At 34.1% G+C, this 19177-nt stretch carries 17 protein-coding genes and 1 pseudogene; 12 read left to right on the forward strand and 6 right to left on the reverse strand.

Annotated elements, in window-relative coordinates:
* The first annotated feature begins 17 nt into the window (after window positions 1–17).
* From LG377_RS05845 to istB (LG377_RS05900), 12 genes and pseudogenes are all read left to right on the forward strand, one after another.
* Window positions 18–1241, forward strand: coding sequence for an O-antigen ligase (locus LG377_RS05845; protein WP_225743743.1), 1224 nt, complete (start codon window positions 18–20; stop codon window positions 1239–1241).
* 2 nt (window positions 1242–1243) lie between these two features.
* Window positions 1244–2347, forward strand: coding sequence for a glycosyltransferase family 4 protein (locus tag LG377_RS05850; RefSeq protein ID WP_225743744.1), 1104 nt, complete (start codon window positions 1244–1246; stop codon window positions 2345–2347).
* Window positions 2348–2358: 11 nt separating this feature from the next.
* On the forward strand, window positions 2359–3489 hold the full coding sequence (locus LG377_RS05855) for a polysaccharide pyruvyl transferase family protein (protein ID WP_225743745.1): 1131 nt from the start codon (window positions 2359–2361) through the stop codon (window positions 3487–3489).
* A 73-nt stretch (window positions 3490–3562) separates the two neighbouring features.
* Window positions 3563–4957, forward strand: a complete 1395-nt coding sequence (locus LG377_RS05860) for a lipopolysaccharide biosynthesis protein (RefSeq protein WP_225743746.1) — start codon at window positions 3563–3565, stop codon at window positions 4955–4957.
* Window positions 4958–5028: 71 nt separating this feature from the next.
* Window positions 5029–5916, forward strand: coding sequence for a glucose-1-phosphate thymidylyltransferase RfbA (rfbA, locus tag LG377_RS05865; RefSeq protein WP_225743747.1), 888 nt, complete (start codon window positions 5029–5031; stop codon window positions 5914–5916).
* The gene (gene rfbC / locus LG377_RS05870) at window positions 5916–6482 is read left to right on the forward strand and encodes a dTDP-4-dehydrorhamnose 3,5-epimerase (protein WP_225743748.1); all 567 of its coding nucleotides are present in this window, start codon (window positions 5916–5918) and stop codon (window positions 6480–6482) included. Before rfbA ends, rfbC begins: the two co-directional genes overlap by 1 nt.
* 10 nt (window positions 6483–6492) lie before the next feature.
* Window positions 6493–7521 carry a dTDP-glucose 4,6-dehydratase gene (gene rfbB, locus LG377_RS05875; protein ID WP_225743749.1) on the forward strand — a complete coding sequence of 343 codons (1029 nt, stop codon included), beginning with the start codon at window positions 6493–6495 and terminating at the stop codon, window positions 7519–7521.
* Between the two features lie 83 nt (window positions 7522–7604).
* Entirely contained in the window at window positions 7605–8441 is an 837-nt protein-coding gene (rfbD, locus tag LG377_RS05880) for a dTDP-4-dehydrorhamnose reductase (protein WP_225743750.1), read from the forward strand.
* Window positions 8442–8630: 189 nt separating this feature from the next.
* Window positions 8631–9808 (forward strand): annotated as a pseudogene (locus LG377_RS05885) (IS256 family transposase).
* Between the two features lie 102 nt (window positions 9809–9910).
* Window positions 9911–11278, forward strand: a complete 1368-nt coding sequence (locus LG377_RS05890; RefSeq protein WP_225743751.1) for a DUF4301 family protein — start codon at window positions 9911–9913, stop codon at window positions 11276–11278.
* A 455-nt stretch (window positions 11279–11733) separates the two neighbouring features.
* Window positions 11734–13155, forward strand: a complete 1422-nt coding sequence (gene istA, locus LG377_RS05895) for an IS21 family transposase (RefSeq protein ID WP_225743752.1) — start codon at window positions 11734–11736, stop codon at window positions 13153–13155.
* A complete protein-coding gene (gene istB / locus LG377_RS05900; RefSeq protein WP_225743753.1) occupies window positions 13152–13886 on the forward strand; it encodes an IS21-like element helper ATPase IstB in 735 nt (244 codons plus the stop codon). Before istA (LG377_RS05895) ends, istB (LG377_RS05900) begins: the two co-directional genes overlap by 4 nt.
* A 19-nt stretch (window positions 13887–13905) precedes the next feature.
* Here the strand turns inward: istB (LG377_RS05900) and LG377_RS05905 are convergent, their stop codons facing one another.
* The 6 genes from LG377_RS05905 to istA (LG377_RS05930) all read right to left on the reverse strand — a co-directional run bounded on the left by LG377_RS05905 (window position 13906) and on the right by istA (LG377_RS05930) (window position 18616).
* Entirely contained in the window at window positions 13906–15441 is a 1536-nt protein-coding gene (locus LG377_RS05905; RefSeq protein WP_225743754.1) for an IS66 family transposase, read from the reverse strand.
* A gap of 102 nt (window positions 15442–15543) precedes the next feature.
* Window positions 15544–15903 (reverse strand): IS66 family insertion sequence element accessory protein TnpB, encoded by a 360-nt coding sequence (gene tnpB, locus LG377_RS05910; RefSeq protein ID WP_225743755.1) that lies wholly within the window; start codon window positions 15901–15903, stop codon window positions 15544–15546.
* Window positions 15890–16090 carry a hypothetical protein gene (locus LG377_RS05915; protein ID WP_225743756.1) on the reverse strand — a complete coding sequence of 67 codons (201 nt, stop codon included), beginning with the start codon at window positions 16088–16090 and terminating at the stop codon, window positions 15890–15892. The genes tnpB and LG377_RS05915 overlap by 14 nt, the downstream gene beginning before the upstream one ends.
* A gap of 200 nt (window positions 16091–16290) precedes the next feature.
* Window positions 16291–16419 (reverse strand): ATP-binding protein, encoded by a 129-nt coding sequence (locus LG377_RS05920; protein ID WP_305067552.1) that lies wholly within the window; start codon window positions 16417–16419, stop codon window positions 16291–16293.
* A gap of 44 nt (window positions 16420–16463) precedes the next feature.
* On the reverse strand, window positions 16464–17198 hold the full coding sequence (gene istB, locus LG377_RS05925) for an IS21-like element helper ATPase IstB (RefSeq protein WP_225743757.1): 735 nt from the start codon (window positions 17196–17198) through the stop codon (window positions 16464–16466).
* On the reverse strand, window positions 17195–18616 hold the full coding sequence (gene istA, locus LG377_RS05930; RefSeq protein ID WP_225743758.1) for an IS21 family transposase: 1422 nt from the start codon (window positions 18614–18616) through the stop codon (window positions 17195–17197). Before istA (LG377_RS05930) ends, istB (LG377_RS05925) begins: the two co-directional genes overlap by 4 nt.
* Window positions 18617–19177: the final 561 nt, after the last annotated feature.

Below are 19177 nucleotides of genomic sequence, written 5' to 3' on the forward strand. Positions count from 1 at the left end.
GAAAAAGAGATGGTGTTTTGAAAAAGAAAGAATTATTATTTGCAGTCATATTGTTTATTGTTGAAACTTTTATTGATGAGTTATTTATTCAATTCTTGTTAGGTTTAATAGTTGTAACTTGCTTCTTAATACTTAATAAATTTAAAGTACCTAATATTGTTTTTTTAGTACCACTCATAATGATCACATTAATAGGGTTTATTAATGGTATAATATTCAATTATCAAACTTTTAACTTTTTTAGAGATTCTATATATTTTATTACAGTTATAGTAGTGATTACTATTGGACTATTTAATATTAAAATAATGGAAAAGAATAGTATAGATTTTATAAAAGTATTTATTTTTTCTGTTTCATTAAACATTATGTACAGATTTTTTAATCTACTTTTTTCTAACTATAGTAATTTAGACTTATTCAACTTGATTAGAGATGAAGCTCGAGGAATAGAAATAACTTTACCTATTACAATAATCATATTACTTTTTTATAAAAGTTTCTCCTCGAATTATTTGATTAGTAAAAGGGTTGATTTGATATTATTAATATTAAACTCTTCTTTTCTATTATTATCTATTTCGAGAACTGGAATTGTTAACTTAGTAATTGGCTTATTAGTATTTCAAATCTTTAAATTAAAAAGAAATAAAATAAAAATTAAACTGAACTTTGGATTAATTATTTTGTTAGTGGTAACACTTGTTATATTTTTTTTAATTCCAAAAGAGATTATAGAGATACTAGTTCAAAAATTTCTTAATACAATAAATGAGGTTGATAGTCAAAACAATTGGAGTAGTCTTTCAGATATTGTATCTAATTGGAGAGGATACGAAGTAAACGTTGCTAATAGCCTCATCTCAAATGGAACTTATTATAACAGAATATTCGGATTTGGATTTGGAAAATTAATACCAGTTCAATTTTCTAATTTGGTGGGTGTTCCCGTTACTGACGGAGGAATTACAATTTTACACAACGGATATTACCATATTCTAGTTAAATCTGGAATAGTTGGATTATGTTTTTATTTATACTTTTTCTTAAAAATTATTTTTAAAGGTCTTTTGAGCAAAAAAACATTTAATGAAGTTATTCTAATATGCATTTCACTTATTTATATTGTATCTTCATTTGTTATTACTGGTTTATTTGCTGTTCCAACTAAAATCTCGGTGTTATTACTGATAGCGTTTCTAATAAAAAAAAGAAATAACGTATCAGAAAGGAAAGTGTAGCAATGAAGTATATTGCTGAATGGGAAAAAGAAAAAAGTAAAACTTGGTCTGGTACGACATTGTCTTTGCAAAACTCACTTAAGAAATTAACAAAAGTTCAAGAAATCAATTTAAACACACCTAATGCAGCTACAAAGTCCCAGTACTTAATCGAAAATTTTTTATCCAATCAAATCTTTTCGAGAAATATGAATTTCAATTCAAAATTTCTAGGTGATCAAGAAAAAAAAGTGCTGGATCTCCTAAAATCTAGCAATAATAATGAAAACATTTTGCAGATTGGAGATCTAGCTTCTATACCTGAGTCAAGCATTTATCAGGATTTGTCTATTGGATCTTTAATTCATTTAAAGAAATATGATCCTATTTCTTTTAATTATAGTGGTTTTCATAAAATATCAGAAAAAAAATTAACACAGAGATACATGCTTCAGATGGAAAGATATAGCAATGCAAGGTATATTTTTACAATGTCGAATTGGTTAAGAGATTTTCTTGTAGATATAGAAGGCTTTCCGAGTAATAAGGTCATTCACGTTGGAGGAGGGATTAATCTTGAAATACCAGAATTCAGTGAAATACCGGAAAATGACGAGAAATTTAAAATATTATTTGTAGGTAGAGATTTTTATAGAAAAGGTGGAGACTTGGTAGTAAATGCGTACAAGAACTTAAGAAGAGTTACTGATCTTAAAGTAGAATTGTATATTGCAGGACCAAAAAAATTAGAAAAAAAATTTTATGGCGAAGGTATATTTTTCCTTGGAGATTTAGATAATGTTGCATTATCTAAATACTATAAAGAGTGTGATATTTTTTGTATGCCGTCACGATTTGAAGCATATGGTCTAGTTTTTATAGAGGCTCTAGTTTATGGTATGCCTTGCATCGCTAGAGATAGTTTTGAAATGAGAAATTTCATTAAAGATGGGAAAAATGGTATGTTGATCAAAAACGATAATATACAAGAACTATCTTTGAAAATATATGAATTATTAACAAATAATCAGATTAAGCAAAATGTTCAGAAACAAAAAGAAATGTATCTACAAGAATATTCTTGGGACAAAGTAGCAAAAAAAATATTACATTATACTAATACTTAGGAGGTACATTTTTGGAATTGAATTTATTTGTTCAAGGTTATTGGGAGAAAAACTTAGGTGATGATTTATTTTTATATATTTTATGTAATAAATATCCATCAACGCACTTTTCAATAAGTGGAAAGAAAAAGAATACTAAAATATTTGCAGCAATAGATAATTTAGATATTATTGAACAAAAAAATAACATTTTAACTAAAATTATGAATAAAGGATTTTCAAAACTTGGATTATTAAATCCTTATGACAAAATAGGATTAAATTATTCCGGATATATTGAAATTGGCGGTTCGATATTTATTTTACCTAATAAGTTAAACCAAGTTGATTTATGGCTAAAAAGAAGAAAATATATAGTTGAAAATAATAAAAATTACTTCGTAATAGGTAGCAACTTTGGTCCATTCTTTTTTCATGAACAAATTGAAGAGTACAGAAACTTTTTTTCTAAATTGATTAGTGTGAATTTTAGGGATTTAAAGTCATATAACATGTTTTCTGAATTGTCGAATGTAAATGTTGCACCAGATGTCATATTTAATTTGTACAATGAAAATACAAATTTCTTAAAAAAAGAAAAGACTGTTGTAATATCTGTTATTGATTTAGAAGTGAAATCCAAATCACCTGGAAGTGAGGATTTAATTAAATTCAACAAAGAATACAATAACAAATTGGTGGAGTTGGTTAATTATTATCTGACTAATGATTATGATAAAGTAATCTTGATGTCATTTTGTGACAATGAAGGAGACTTGAATACATGCAACTTTATTTACGACAATGTTAATAATATTGAATTTAAAGAAAAAATAGAGATATTTTCGCATAATAATATTAATAAGTCTTTAGAAGTTTTAAAAAATGCAAGTTTAGTAATTGCTAGTAGGTTTCACGCTATGATTCTTGGCTGGATTTTTGAATCTTCTACTATAGTAATAGGATATAGTGATAAAACTAAACAAACAGTAGATTATTTAAATATTAATCAGCAGGTCTTAAGCATTAGTGAGTTTACTGATATGAGTGCTAAAGAAATTGATAAAAGTCAATATTTAATAGAAAAAGCTACTCTACAGAGCTTGAAAGAAAAATCGGAAGTTCAATTCAAAGATTTAGATGCTTTTGTCAATACATATTGACTTAAAAAGATTATCTCTCAATATGTAATTTCATAGGAATCTATAGTAATTAGAAAAGGTGGGAATAATTAATTTGTATAAAAAGCTTGTTAGTAATTCTCTTGTTTTTGCTATTGGCAATTTGGGAAGTAAATTAATTACTTTCTTATTAGTGCCGCTTTACACATACTATCTAACCACATCTGAATACGGGACTGTTGACTTGATAATAGTGACAGCAAGTTTGCTTATGCCAATAGTGACAGCAAGTGTATTCGAAGCAATATTGAGATTTATTTTAGATAAAGATCAGGATAAGAAAAATATACTTTCGAATTCTGTAGTAATTTGTATGGGTGGGATATTTTTATTAATATTAATGTTTCCCGTATTAAATTACTTTCAAGTTTTTGGAAAAAACTTAGTGTACCTCTACTTGATTTTAATTGTTCAAATTTTTGAAGTGATTTTTTCCCAATATGCTCGAGCTACTAATCGAATAAGAATATTTGCATTAAATGGTATCTTATTAGCATTAGCTAATGGAACATTAAATATTTTACTCCTTATTTATTTAAACCTCGGTATCTCAGGGTACTTTTTTTCGATTATCATAGCCCATATATTGTCAATTCTATTTTTAATCACAACAACTCAGGCCTTAAAAGATATAGATCTAAAACTACTTAATAAAATGACAGTTAAAGAATTATTATCCTTTTCTATACCTATGGTACCTAATTCAATCATGTGGTGGACTATAAATGCTTCAAGTAGATATTTTATTGTTTTTTTTATCGGCACGGGCGCTAATGGACTATTTGCTATTTCTAGTAAAATTCCTTCTTTACTTAATATAATTAATCAAATCTTTATACAAGCTTGGCAAATCTCTGCAATTGAAGAATATGATAATAATAATAAAACCAAATTTCATACTATAGTCTTTAGTTATCTTTCTTCAGTAATGTTTGTGGGGTCTTCGATAATATTTGTGACATTGAAATTTTTGTTTAGTTTATTATTTGCAGATGCATACTATGATGCTTGGAGAGCCGTTCCGTTTTTAGTGCTTGGAACTGTTTTTTCAACTTTTTCTGGATTTTTAGGAACAAATTATGTTACTTCAAAAAAAACTTCAGGAGTTTTTAAAACCTCTATATACGGGGGGGTTGTTAGTATAATTCTGAATATAATTTTAGTTCCTCTTTGGGGTATTGAAGGGGCTGGAATGTCTTCGTTGGTCAGTTTCTTTGTAATGTTTTTAATTCGATATTTTGATACAAAACAATTTGTAAACATACAAATAGATTGGAAGAAATTTATAACTAATATTACTATAATAACCATTCAAATAGTCGTTTTAATGTTGCCGATAGAAAATAGCTTTGAAATTTTAGTACAAATAGTTTTATTTCTAATTATATTAATTTCGAATAAAAATTTGCTTACCCCATTTAAAATGTTAATAAAATCTCGGAAATTTTAACTATTAATACTATTTTTTTATTTAGTAAAATTTTCATTTATTTATAAAAAAATTAAAAAGGATGTTATTTAATGAAAGGTATTATATTAGCTGGTGGAAGTGGTACAAGATTATACCCTTTAACTCAAGCAACTTCGAAACAACTAATGCCAATTTACGATAAGCCAATGATCTATTATCCAATGTCTACTTTGATGTTAGCAGGTATAAGAGAGATTTTAATTATCTCAACACCGCAAGATACTCCAAGATTTGAGCAATTATTTGGGGATGGTTCACATATTGGTATTAAATTATCGTATGCTATACAAGAAGAACCCAATGGTTTGGCAGAAGCATTCATAATTGGTGAAGAATTTATAGGTAAAGATTCTGTTTGTTTGGTCCTTGGAGATAACATCTATTACGGTAGTGGGTTTTCAAATATGCTTCAAAAAGCTGCTTGTAACCCAAGAGGAGCTACTGTTTTTGGATATCATGTACATGATCCTGAACGTTTTGGCGTTGTTGAATTCGATGAAAATATGAAAGCTACTTCAGTCGAAGAAAAACCAACTAATCCTAAAAGCGAATATGCAATTACAGGTTTATATTTTTATGATAATGATGTAGTAGATATTGCTAAAAGTATTGTCCCTTCTCTTAGGGGAGAATTAGAAATAACAGATATTAATCAAAAGTATCTCGATAGAAATGAGTTAAATGTAGAAGTTATGGGTAGAGGTTATGCTTGGCTAGATACAGGTACACATGAGTCTCTTTTAGAAGCTAGTATGTTTATTGAAACTATTGAAAAACGTCAAAATTTGAAAGTAGCATGCTTGGAAGAAATTGCTTATCGCATGGGTTATATTTCTAAAGAAAATCTAAATGAACTAGCGCAACCTTTAAAGAAAAATGGGTACGGTCAATATCTATTAAGAATTGCTAACTCGAATATTCAGGAGGATTTGCAATAATGAATATATTAATGACTGCATTACAAGATGTAAAAATTATTGAAACAGATGTATTTGGAGATCACAGAGGCTTTTTCACAGAAAGTTATAGTCTAGAGAAATTTAATCAATCAGGTATTGAACACAATTTCATACAAGACAACCATTCATTATCAGTGGCACCTGGTGTTTTAAGAGGAATGCATTTTCAAACCCCAGAAAAAGCTCAAACAAAATTAGTTAGAGCTACTACTGGAGTTATTTATGATGTACTTGTAGATTTACGTGTAGGTTCACCTTCTTATGGTAAGTGGGAAGGGTATATTCTTAGTGAGTTCAACCATAGACAATTGCTTGTTCCAAAAGGGTTTGCTCATGGATTTGTTACTTTAACTCCTAATTGTAATGTTCAATATAAAGTTGATGAACTTTATTCTAAAGAACATGATGGTGGTATTGCGTTCGATGATGATGAAATTGGTATTAAGTGGCCTATGCCTTTGGATAAATTGGTCATTTCTGAAAAAGATACAAAACATCCAACATTAAGTGAATTTGAAAATCCCTTTATATATGACGAAATTTAGGAGAATAATAATGAAAAATATTATTGTAACTGGTGGAGCTGGTTTTATTGGTTCTAACTTTGTTCATTACGTAGTAAATAATCATCCACATATTCAAGTTACGGTACTAGATAAACTAACATATGCTGGAAACGAACAAAATTTGGCTGGATTGCCAAAAGAGAGAGTTAAGTTAGTTGTAGGAGATATAGCTAATGCAGAATTAGTGGATCAACTTGTTCAAGATGTAGATGCAGTTGTTCATTATGCTGCAGAATCTCACAATGACAATTCTCTAAACGATCCTTTCCCGTTTCTTCAGACAAACATTGTTGGTACTTATAATCTATTAGAATCATGTCGTAAATATGATGTACGTTATCACCATGTCTCAACAGATGAAGTCTATGGGGATTTGGCTTTACGCGAAGATCTACCAGGGAAAGGAGAGGGACCTGGGGAAAAATTTACTGCAGAAACGCCGTACAATCCATCTAGTCCTTACTCTGCGACTAAAGCGGGATCTGATTTATTAGTAAAAGCTTGGACACGTTCATTTAACTTAAAAGCAACAATTTCTAATTGTTCAAACAACTATGGTCCTTACCAACATATTGAGAAATTTATACCCCGTCAAATTACAAATATATTATCGGGAATTCGTCCTAAACTGTATGGAGAAGGTAAAAATGTGAGAGACTGGATTCATACCGATGATCACTCTTCAGCAGTTTGGGCAATATTGACCAAAGGTAGAATCGGAGAAACTTATTTGATTGGTGCTGATGGTGAAGAGAACAATAAAGATGTTTTGGAATTAATTTTAGAATTGATGGATCAGCCTAAAGAGGCATACGATCATGTTAATGATCGCGCTGGTCACGACTTACGCTATGCAATTGATTCTTCAAAGCTTCGACAAGAATTAGGTTGGACACCTCAATTTACAAATTTCCGAGAAGGTTTAAAAGAAACAATAAGCTGGTACACTGATAATGAAAACTGGTGGATGGCTGATAAAAAAGCTGTAGAAACAAATTATGCAAAAAAAGGTCAATAAGTTATGGTTAGACCAATTAATTGCTTGACATCAAAAAGGTAAGATAGAGTAAGTCTTATCTTTTTTATATGGGAGGATTACTAATGATTTTAATTACAGGTGCCAAAGGGCAATTAGGAAGAGAACTATCTGCTCTTTTGAATGAAAAAAACTTATCATTTATTGGTATTGATAGAGATGAATTAGATATTACGGATAAAGATGATGTAGATATATTTTTTGAAAAAAATAAGCCAACAATTGTTTATCATTGTGCTGCTTACACTGCGGTTGATCCAGCAGAGGATGAAGGTAAAGAATTGAACTGGTTAGTCAACGTTGATGGTACTCGTAATATCGCTGAAGCTTCTGAGAAAGTAGGCGCTAAAGTAATCTATATCAGTACTGATTATGTGTTCGATGGTGAAAATCAAGAAATGTATCAAGTAGATCATGAAGTTAATCCTAAAAATGAATACGGAAAAGCAAAGTTAGCAGGAGAAGAAGCTGTTAAAGAAATCGTTTCAAACTATTACATTATTAGAACTTCTTGGGTATTTGGTAAATTTGGTAAAAATTTTGTATTTACGATGAAAAAACTTGCTGAAGATAGACCTAAATTGACAGTTGTAGATGATCAGTTTGGACGTCCTACTTGGACAAGAACATTAGCTGAGTTTATGATGTATGCAACTGATAATGAAATTGAATTTGGAATTTATCACTTATCGAATGATGAATCATGTTCTTGGTATGAATTTGCAAAAGAAATTTTAAAAGACGAAAATGTTGTGGTCGAACCAGTCGATTCTTCTCAATTTCCACAAAAAGCAACCAGACCCAAGTACTCTGTAATGGATCTTTCAAAAGCCAAAGCTACTGGTTTTGAGATTCCAACATGGAAAGATGCATTATTCGATTTTTTAAATGAAATTAAATAAATCATGATTACTACCAAATTAAATTCCAATAAGTTAAATAATATTAACTTATTGGGTATTTAATAGGCAACTACTTAAACTTTAGGATGGAAAGATAAAGTCCATATAATTGTGTAAAAAGAAAGGCCATATGATCGCCTGTACGGTACAATGTTTTTAACCACTAAAAACATACCTGGAGGCAATCATATGACCCAACATCTACAGATTAACCTAGAACCCAAACAGATACAAGCATTAATTGAGAGTAGTGTGAAAGACGATGCTTCAAAGCTGATTTTAACGACCGTCTTTAACCAATTAATGGAGCACCAACGAACGGAATTTATTCAGCTGAGGGTTACGAACGATCCGAGAATCGAACGGGACAGCGAAATGGCTACTACGAAAGAGCCTTGACAACACGCGTAGGAACGTTAGAACTTAAGGTTCCAAGGACAAGAGACGGTGTCTTTTCTCCGACTGTTTTTGAGCGGTATCAACGGAATGAAAAAGCATTATTAACTTCTATGCTAGAGATGTATGTATCAGGTGTCTCTACTCGTAAAGTCTCTCAGATCGTAGAAGAATTGTGTGGAAAATCGGTCTCTAAGTCTTTTGTTTCTTCTCTGACCACTCAGCTAGATCCTATCGTTAAAGAATGGCAGAATCGAACACTGACAGGAACGAAGTTCCCTTACCTCATGGTAGACGTTCTCTATATAAAAGCACGAGTAGAACAGCGTGTCCTCTCTCAAAGCTGCCATATCGCTATAGGGATTACAGAAGAAGGCGATCGCCAGATCATTGGCTTTATGCTTCAAAATGAAGAAAGTCATGAAACCTGGGCGAATTTTTTCAACTATCTGAAAAACAGAGGACTATCTGGAATCAAGCTCGTGATTTCTGATGCGCATAAAGGACTTGTGTCAGCTGTTCAAACTTCCTTCACGCACGCTTCATGGCAGAGATGTCAGGTTCACTTTATGCGAAACATTTTAAGTACGGTTCCTAAGAAAGGTTCTAAACCCTTTCGAGAAGCAGTCAAAGCGATCTTCAAATTCTCAGATATTCATTTAGCCCGTAAGGCTAAGCAGGCCTTGCTTGAAGAATACGCTGATCAAGTAAAGTATCAAAAGGCCTGTAGAACACTAGATGAAGGCTTCGAAGATGCCTTCCAGTACACTGTTTTAGGCAAAAGCCATAACCGATTGAAGAGCACAAATTTACTTGAACGATTGAATGAGGAAGTCAGACGGAGAGAAAAAGTGATCCGTATTTTCCCCAATACTGCTTCAGCTAATCGCTTAATTGGAGCCGTCCTGATGGACGTTCATGAAAACTGGATCAGTTCTCCGAGAAAATATATCCAGTTTGAATCAAACTAATCAGACTAAAAACAAAGTATTGTACATTTTACACAGAAGTCTGGACTTGACTGATGGAAAGCAAAATAGCGTAGTAGTTGAAACTAAGGAGAATTAATTTAAATGTCAGTTCAAAAATTTGAAGTAGGTACTAAATTTGTCAATATCAAAGAAGTAGTTACCCAAAAAGAACTTACCGAGTTAAAAAATGGAAATAACGATTACAAAAATCAACAGGTTATGAAGTTTGTACCTGCTAGCGGGGCTGCTACTAGGATGTTTAAAGATTTACATAGTTTTTTAGTAAATCACGAAAAGACTGAGTTCGTAAATTATTTTTTAGAAAATATAGAGTCATATCCTTTTGTTAAAGACATCGATAAGGTTGAGTTTTTTTTAAAGGAAAATAATAAATACACAGATAAAGAAAGATCAATTATCGATAATATTATAAATGAAAAATTACAGCTCAGTAGCCTACCTAAAGCGCTTATTAAAATGCATGACTACGGAACATTTGTTACTACTCCAATCGATGAGCATATTTATGAAGGTGAACAGTATCTCAACGATGAAAACGTAAAATTGCATTTTACAATTTCAGAAGAACATGAAGAGTTGTTTAACGAATATGTGGAAGAAGCAATTAAGGATCAAAAGAATATTAATATAACCTATTCGTTTCAAAAACCAGAAACGAATACGATAGCTGTAGATATGGATAATAAGCCTTTCCTTTTGGAAAATGGGGAAATATTATACCGTCCTGGTGGACACGGCTCTTTGATAGAGAATTTGAATGACTTAGAAGCAGATATCATCTTTATCAAGAATATTGATAATGTGTGTCATAGAAGCCGTATAAAAGAAACTATTGACTCTAAAAAGCAATTAGCAAGTATTGGACTAGATACAAAAAAACAAATTAATCAGTATATTGAGAGTTTGTTGACAGATGATTATAATCTTGAAGAAATTAAAACATTTTTGAAGGACACTCTGAATATTACTTTAAAAAGTGAGTGGACGAAAGAAAAGGCATTACATTTTTTAGATAGACCTTTTAGAGTATGTGGAGTCGTTGAAAACTCTGGGGAGCCTGGTGGTGGTCCATTTATAGTAGACAATGGGAGCTATCTAGATCTACAAATCTGTGAAACTTCAGAAATTGATTTAAACGATGAAGAAAAACTTGAAATCCTAAAAGCTTCTCAATACTTTAATCCAGTCGACTTAGTTTGCTTTGTCAAAAACCATAAAGGTGATAAATATGATTTAACGGAATTTGTAAATGAAGACCGATATTTCATTACTGAAAAGACACATAATGGAAGAAACTTAAAAGCTTTAGAACACCCTGGTCTTTGGAACGGGGCAATGCATCATTGGAATACCTTATTCGTAGAAGTACCGTCATCTACCTTTAATCCGGTTAAGACGGTTAATGATCTTTTACGAGATGGACACAGAGAAGCTGTTCAGGTCAAATAAGGCATTAAAAACTTAATATGTAATACGAAATTTTAGAATATACTAATTAAAGAAGATAGTGTTAGTGGAACTTAGCTAACACTATCTTTTTTTGCGAGAAATGAAATTTTTATGGATCAAAAAAGTGTTGACATACCAAATATGTAACGTAAGCGATGAATAGCTGAGCACCTACAAATAAAAATCGGACACCTCTATACTGAGAGATGTCCGATTTTTATTTGCAGGGTGAATGTCTAGCGACATTCTATCTGTACCTTTGGATTCCATGGCAAATAAGCCTCCAAAGGTGTATTTTGTCGGTTTTGTGTATGGCAGAATAAATATGTAGAATAGTGCAGGAAAAAATCCATAACTCGGGCCAAATAAAATAGCCCATTGCTTCCACCCATACCATTCGCCTAAAATGGAGTTTGACTAAGAACTTCAGAAAGGCGTGGGAAAGGATGCTCACAATGGACCAAATCTATTCTATCAAAAAAATGAGAAATGAAGAAGGCTATTCTTTAAATAAAATTGTCACGGAAACAGGTTACGATTGGCGTACAGTCAGAAAATACGCAGATCATGATGTCCTTCCAAAAGAAAAAAACAGTAGAAAACGCGGAATGATGTATACGAAAGGGTTTGAAGGACAAACCTTTGGAGAAATCGTTGATCATCTCTTATTCGAAGATAGTAAGGAAAAGAAAAAAGATCGCCGATTAAATAAAGGAATCCACCGGATTCTAAAGGAAAAGTACAAGTTTGAAGGTAGTTATCGTCTCGTCTGCCAGTATATTAAAGACACTCACAATGAAGTGAAAGAATATAAACAGTACGAACGCTTGGAACACCCACCAGGTGAAGGTCAGCTCGATTTCGGGAATTACCGTGTATCATACAAAGGTAAAATAAAGAACATCAAACTACTCGTTCTTACCTTCCCTTATTCTAATAGAGCCTTTGCGGTAGCTCTTCCTAGAGAAAATAAAGAGTGTTTCTTAAGTGGTCTAAAGTCTTTATTTGAACGAGCTGGAGCGGTTCCTAAAACACTTCGGATAGATAACCTGGCCGCAGCGGTTGTTCAATCTCGAGGAAGAGGAAAAGAAGCCATCTTTACGGATGACTTCAATCAATTCTCTACTCATTATCGCTTTGAACCCATTGCCTGTAATCCTTTTTCTGGACACGAAAAAGGATCTGTAGAGAACAAGATCGGTTATATAAGGTATAACTTTTTTGATGATATTCCTGACTTTCTCTCTTATGTACCTTTTAATGGTTGGTTGAATCAAAAACTCGAAGAAGATAGTGCTCGTATTCACTATCAAGAAAACTTTTTGATTAGTGAGTTATGGGAAGAGGAGCGAACTCAGTTGCTTGCTTTACCTGAAACGGCTTATCCCGTATTTAAGTATAAAGAAGTTAAAACAAATAAATACGGAGAAATCAGATTAGACGATCAATCCATTCATATACCAAGAATCGGTCGTAACCGAAAGGTTATCTTACAACTGTTCTGGGACCGATTCAAATGTGTTGATCGAATGGGAGAAATAATCTATGAAGGACCTCGTCCTTATATGGACGAATCTCAGGAAATTGATTGGATCGAAGTCTTCAAGATCTATCGTCAAAAGCCGAGATTAATTATCCATTCTAAGTATCAAAAGTTTATCCCTCAAAAAATCAAAAGCTATTTGTTAGAAACCAGCTTAAATGAAAGAAAGACGCGTATAGATCAAATTCTATCCTTACTTGAAATTTATTCCCTATCCGAGGTTGAAGAAAAATTTGTGGAAATCGTCCTACAAACAACAGAATTCGTTGAAAAAGACGTATCCTCTTCTCTCATGATTTATGATGCCTTATCTCCGAAAGTGGGGACTAAATGATGGAAGATGAATTAAAGCAACTGTGTAAACGTATGCGACTTGCGTATGTGTATGACTACGTTACTCAAGAAAACAAATCAGAAGTGTTATATGAAGAGCTATTAAACTGTTTGAAGTATGAACAGCGAGAACGGGAACATGCAAAAGCCGATCGGCTTATTCGTAAAGCAGGATTTAAATCGACTAAACCCATCAGCCAATATGAGTGGCATGATCAGATAGGGATTCCGTCCTCAACAAGTCGTGAGGAACTCGTTACCTTAGATTTTTTACACCGCAGAGAGAACTTGATCTTAGTAGGGACTCCAGGGACAGGAAAAACAACTTTGGCTACAGCACTCGGCATTGAAGCTTGTCGAAATGGAAAAGATGTTCAGTTTTATCGCGTAATGGACTTAGTCGATAAATTACAAAAAGCGTCCCATCGAGGGACGCTAGCACGAACAAGGAAAATGATCCTCAAATGTGACTTACTCATTTTAGACGAGCTAGGCTACTTACCCTTTGATAAAGAAGGTGCAGAATTATTATTTCATCTAATATCAGATTTTTATGAAGAGAAAAGTTTGATTATTACAACGAACTTGGAATTCAGCTCTTGGAGTAAAGTATTTCAAGATTCAAGATTGACTAGCGCACTAGTGGATCGTTTGATTCATCATGCCCATATCTTTACTTTTGCGGGCACCAGTTATCGGTATACCAATGCTTTATCTCAATTAAGAAATTAACTAAATGGGAACTGCAAAGTTATGGATAAAGTTTCTGCACTTTTATGGATTCTATTCTTGCAAAATACAGGTTTGGCAAGTGAGTTAGTAAGTAATCGAGATACTTTCGTGGATGTAATCCATTGGATTTAGCTGTTTCAACGAGACTTAAAATAGTCGCGACGGCATGTGCACCATCAAACGATTTAGAGAAAAGCCAGTTTTTTCTGCCCATGACAAGCGACTTGATTCCACGCTCGGCTAAATTATTGGAAAGCACAAGACGGCCATCTTCTAGGACGTTCATCATGCGTTCTTTTTGGTTCAGCGCATAATTGATCGCTGTACCAAGTTTCCCATGCGCAGTCAGGGATTCACACCAGTCAAAAAAGGCCTCAAGCTTCGGCCTCAATAGTTTTAATCGCTGATCATACCTTTCGCTAACAGTTAAGTCCTTGAGGGACTTATCCAGCGCAAATAACTCGTTACACAGCGTGACTCCCTTATGAGCGACACTCTTACTGGAATAGTTCTTTGGTCGTGCGTCATAGAACTTCCGTCTGATATGCGCCAGACAGGCAATCATCGTCATCTCCGGAAGATTGTTGTACCCGGAGAATCCATCGCTATGCAGATACCCAGTGTACTCCTCTAAGAAATCTCTAGGGACAGATCCGCTGCGTGATGGACCAAGCTTGTAGATATATATGGCACGTTCGCTGTATTTACCGGTACTGAATAACCACATATAAGACTTTTGTCGGTCTTTATCATTCAGTACTTTGAATGTCGTTTCGTCGGCGTGTAGAACCTTCTGGTTCAACAGTTCTTGTCGCATGACAGCCACCAGCGCTTCGAGATAATACTGGGACGTTTTAATGTGCCAGTTCGCAATGGTATGCCGAGGGATCGGATAGCCAAGCAGATTCCAATAAGCCTCTTGGCGATAGCCCGGGACTTTTTGCTCGAATTTTTGATACATGGTTTCCGCTATCAATGACGCAGAAGCGGCTGTATTATTTAAAGGAAATCGGGGGATTTCAGCTTTCGCAAAAGGCGTCCGCGTTCCGCTCTTCTCACAGTTCGCGCAGGCATATGTTTTCTGGAAATGTCTGTGGTTTTCAACTCTCGCCGGGATAAATCTCACTTCCTGACGGATGAGTTGTGTGCTGACCTCTTTCATAGCTGATTGACACGTTGGACACGTACAAGATTCGATTTCATGAATATAGTCAACGGTAGGAAGAGACGATAACTGCTGGTTTTTTAATCCCTTACGTTTCTTGCGGCGACGTTCTGTTGTGATAATGACTTCATCTTCGTCGCTTTGATCACCAGTCTGCTCTGGTTCGCTAAAAAGGCGATCATTGAAAAGGTTGCCTTGATTAGGATCATTCTTCAATGTTTCCTTCTTTGGGCCGTACAATTTCTGAGTTAAGAATTCGATTTGTTCTTTCTGTAAAGAGAGCTCATCATCTTTTTGAGCGATAAGGGTCTTCAGTTGTTTGTTTTCTTCTAAAAGCTGATCTAACTTTTCAATAATCACTTCAAACTGTTTTTCGCTCTTGATAGACATGTTGGTTGCTTCTCCTCACATAAATAGTACTTAAATTTTACTATAATAAGGAAAAGAAAACGAGAGAGTCATTGATTTATTTATCAATTTCTCTCTCCTACTTCAGGCTATACTCCCTTTAACCGCAGGTTTAACAGAGACTTTTTGGTTAATTGATAGTCCTTCTAAGAGCCAACGTAACTGTTGTGTCGTCAATTGTTGAACCTCGTTCTGGTTACGCGGCCAATTCAATTTACCATTCTCTAGACGTTTATATAAGAGCAGGAAGCCGTCGCCTTCCCAATAAAGAGCTTTAAACCGATCTTTATTTCCACCACAGAAGAGAAAGAGAGCGTCGTTGTAAACATCCATATCATATTCTTCAGTGATTGTTGCGGCTAAGCCATCAATTTGGCGTCGCATATCCGTCTTCCCGCACACAATAAAAATATTCTCTACTTGAGTAAAATTAACGAGCTTCATTGATCGTCATCTCCGAAAGGAGAACTCTCAGCGTCGAGGGTTTGATCCCTTCATATATAAACAGCTCTGTTTGACCATTTTTCAAATGGGCCACTACTTTTTGTGCTGAGGAGTTCTCCACAGTTCGACGATGGGTTTGATTGTCCTGTAATATTACAGGAACGATAGACTGTTTACTCTTTTCCAAATTAAAAACCTCCTGCGTACTTAAGATATCTTAAGTTTAACAGGAGGCCGTTAGGTTTCACAGGTACCAAGCTATTCATCGCTTACTATGTAACTGTCAGTAAGCGATGAATAGCTTGGTACTGTTGACGTCAAGTAGAAAACAACAATTTCTGCTTGTTAGTTTTCTGCAGTTATTGCTAGATAAGTTTCTGCACCTGTTTAGTCAAAGATATTTTCTCGGTGTTTCATTCTGTAACTCTCTTCATTCATTTGTATAACTTCTACTCGATGGAGAAGTCGATCAAGTATAGCTTGTTGACGTCTGTATTTTGCAAGAATAGAATCCATAAAAGTGCAGAAACTTTATCCATAACTTTGCAGTTCCCATTTAGTTAATTTCTTAATTGAGATAAAGCATTGGTATACCGATAACTGGTGCCCGCAAAAGTAAAGATATGGGCATGATGAATCAAACGATCCACTAGTGCGCTAGTCAATCTTGAATCTTGAAACACTTTACTCCAAGAACTAAATTCCAAGTTCGTTGTAATAATCAAACTTTTCTCTTCGTAAAAATCCGATATTAAATGAAATAGTAACTCTGCGCCTTCTTTATCAAAAGGTAAGTAGCCTAGTTCATCTAAAATGAGTAGGTCACATTTGAGGATTGTTTTCCTTGTTCGTGCTAGCGTCCCTCGATGGGACGCTTTTTGTAATTTATCGACTAAATCCATTACACGATAAAACTGAACATCTTTTCCATTTCGACAAGCTTCAATGCCGAGCGCTGTAGCTAGCGTTGTTTTTCCTGTCCCTGGAGTTCCTACTAAAATCAAGTTTTCTCTACGGTGTAAAAAATCTAGGGTAACGAGCTCCTCACGACTCGTTGAGGACGGAATCCCTATCTGGTCATGCCATTCATATTGACTGATGGGTTTAGTTGATTTGAATCCTGCTTTATGAATAAGCCGATCGGCTTTTGCATATTCCCGTTCTCGCTGTTCATACTTCAAGCAGTTCAATAGCTCTTCGTAAAAACCTTCTGATCTATTTTCTTCAGTAACGTAATCATAAACGTACGCAAGGCGTATACGTTTACACAGTTGTTTCAATTCGTTTTCCATCATTTGGCCCTCACTTTCGGAGACAAAGCATCGTAGATCATGAGAGAAGAGGACTCGTCTTTTTCAACGTATTCTGTTGCTTGTAGAACGACCTCCACAAATTTTTCTTCAATCTCGGATAGGGAATAAAGCTCAAGTAAGGAAAGCATTTGTTCTGTACGCGTCTTTCTTTCATTTAAGCTGGTCTCTAACAGATAGCTTTTGATTTTTTGAGGGATAAACTTTTGATACTTAGAATGGATAATTAATCTCGGCTTCTGGCGATAGGTTTTGAAAAGTTCAATCCAATCAATTTCTTGAGATTCTTCCATATAAGGACGGGGTCCTAAAAAAATAATCTCTCCCATTCGATCAACACATTTGAATTGGTCCCAGAACAGTTGTAAGATAACCTTTCGGTTACGCCCGATTCTTGGTATATGAATAGATTGATCATCTAATCTGATTTCTCCGTATTTATTTGTTTTGACTTCTTTGTATTTAAATACGGGATAAGCTGTTTCAGGTAAAGCAAGTAACTGCGTTCGTTCTTCTTCCCATAACTCACTAATCAAAAAGTTCTCTTGATAGTGCATGCGCGCACTATCTTCTTCAAGTTTTTGATTCAACCAACCATTGAAGGGTACGTAAGATAGAAAATCAGGAATATCATCAAAAAAGTTATACCTTATATAACCGACCTTGTTTTCTACAGATCCTTTTTCGTGTCCAGAAAAAGGATTACAGGCAATGGGTTCAAAGCGATAATGGGTAGAGAATTGATTGAAGTCATCCGTGAAGATGGCTTCTTTTCCTCTTCCTCGAGATTGGACAACCGCTGCGGCCAGATTATCTATCCGAAGTGTTTTAGGAACCGCTCCAGCTCGTTCAAATAAAGACTTTAGACCACTTAAGAAACACTCTTTATTTTCTCTAGGAAGAGCTACCGCAAAGGCTCTATTAGAATAAGGGAAGGTAAGAACGAGTAGTTTGATGTTCTTAATTTTACCTTTGTATGATACGCGGTAATTCCCGAAATCAAGCTGACCTTCACCTGGTGGGTGTTCCAAGCGTTCGTACTGTTTATATTCTTTTACTTCATTGTGAGTATCTTTAATATACTGACAGACGAGACGATAACTACCTTCAAACTTGTACTTTTCCTTTAGAATCCGGTGGATTCCTTTATTCAATCGTCTATCTTTTTTCTTTTCTTTACTATCTTCGAATAATAGATGATCAACGATTTCTCCAAAGGTTTGTCCTCCAAACCCTTTCGTATACATCATTCCACGTTTTCTATTGTTTTTTTCTTTCGGAAGAACATCGTGATCTGCGTATTTTCTGACTGTGCGCCAATCATAACCTGTTTCCGTGACAATTTTATTTAAAGAATAGCCTTCTTCATTTCTCATTTTTTTGATAGAATAGATTTGGTCCATTGTGAGCATCCTTTACCACGCCTTTCTGAAGTTCTTAGTCAAACTCCATTTTAGGCGAATGGTATGGGTGGAAGCAATGGGCTATTTTATTTGGCCCGAGTTATGGATTTTTTCCTGCACTATTCTACATATTTATTCTGCCACACACAACAAGATTGAAAATAGAGGAGAATGCAGACGTAAAACATTGTGAAATACTTAAATTTAATCGTCTTGAAAACCGTTACAGGAATTGAGCATGAGCCAAAATTAAAAGATAATGACCGAATAAACTTAAATCGTTTAAATTAGCGGAGAAACTTGGTAGGAAAAAGGTACTCGTATTAGTCAAACTAAATTAAAAAAAGCGTAGATAATGTTGGTTTTATGTTTGTTCATACTACAAAGGACATACGGTACCAAACGGCAAGTTAACTGGTGCGGTGTTTAATCAATATTTGAAAATAAAAGGTTATGGTAAAACCCAATAGGAACTAGAGACACTATGTGTACATAATGACGGGGGAAGCGTACCTCTCTTTAGGGTAGTTATTCTAACGGTGCTGACAGTAGTCGATAATT

Origin of the sequence: Marinilactibacillus sp. Marseille-P9653, from assembly GCF_916618885.1 — a bacterium.
Classification (GTDB): Bacteria; Bacillota; Bacilli; order Lactobacillales; family Carnobacteriaceae_A; genus Marinilactibacillus.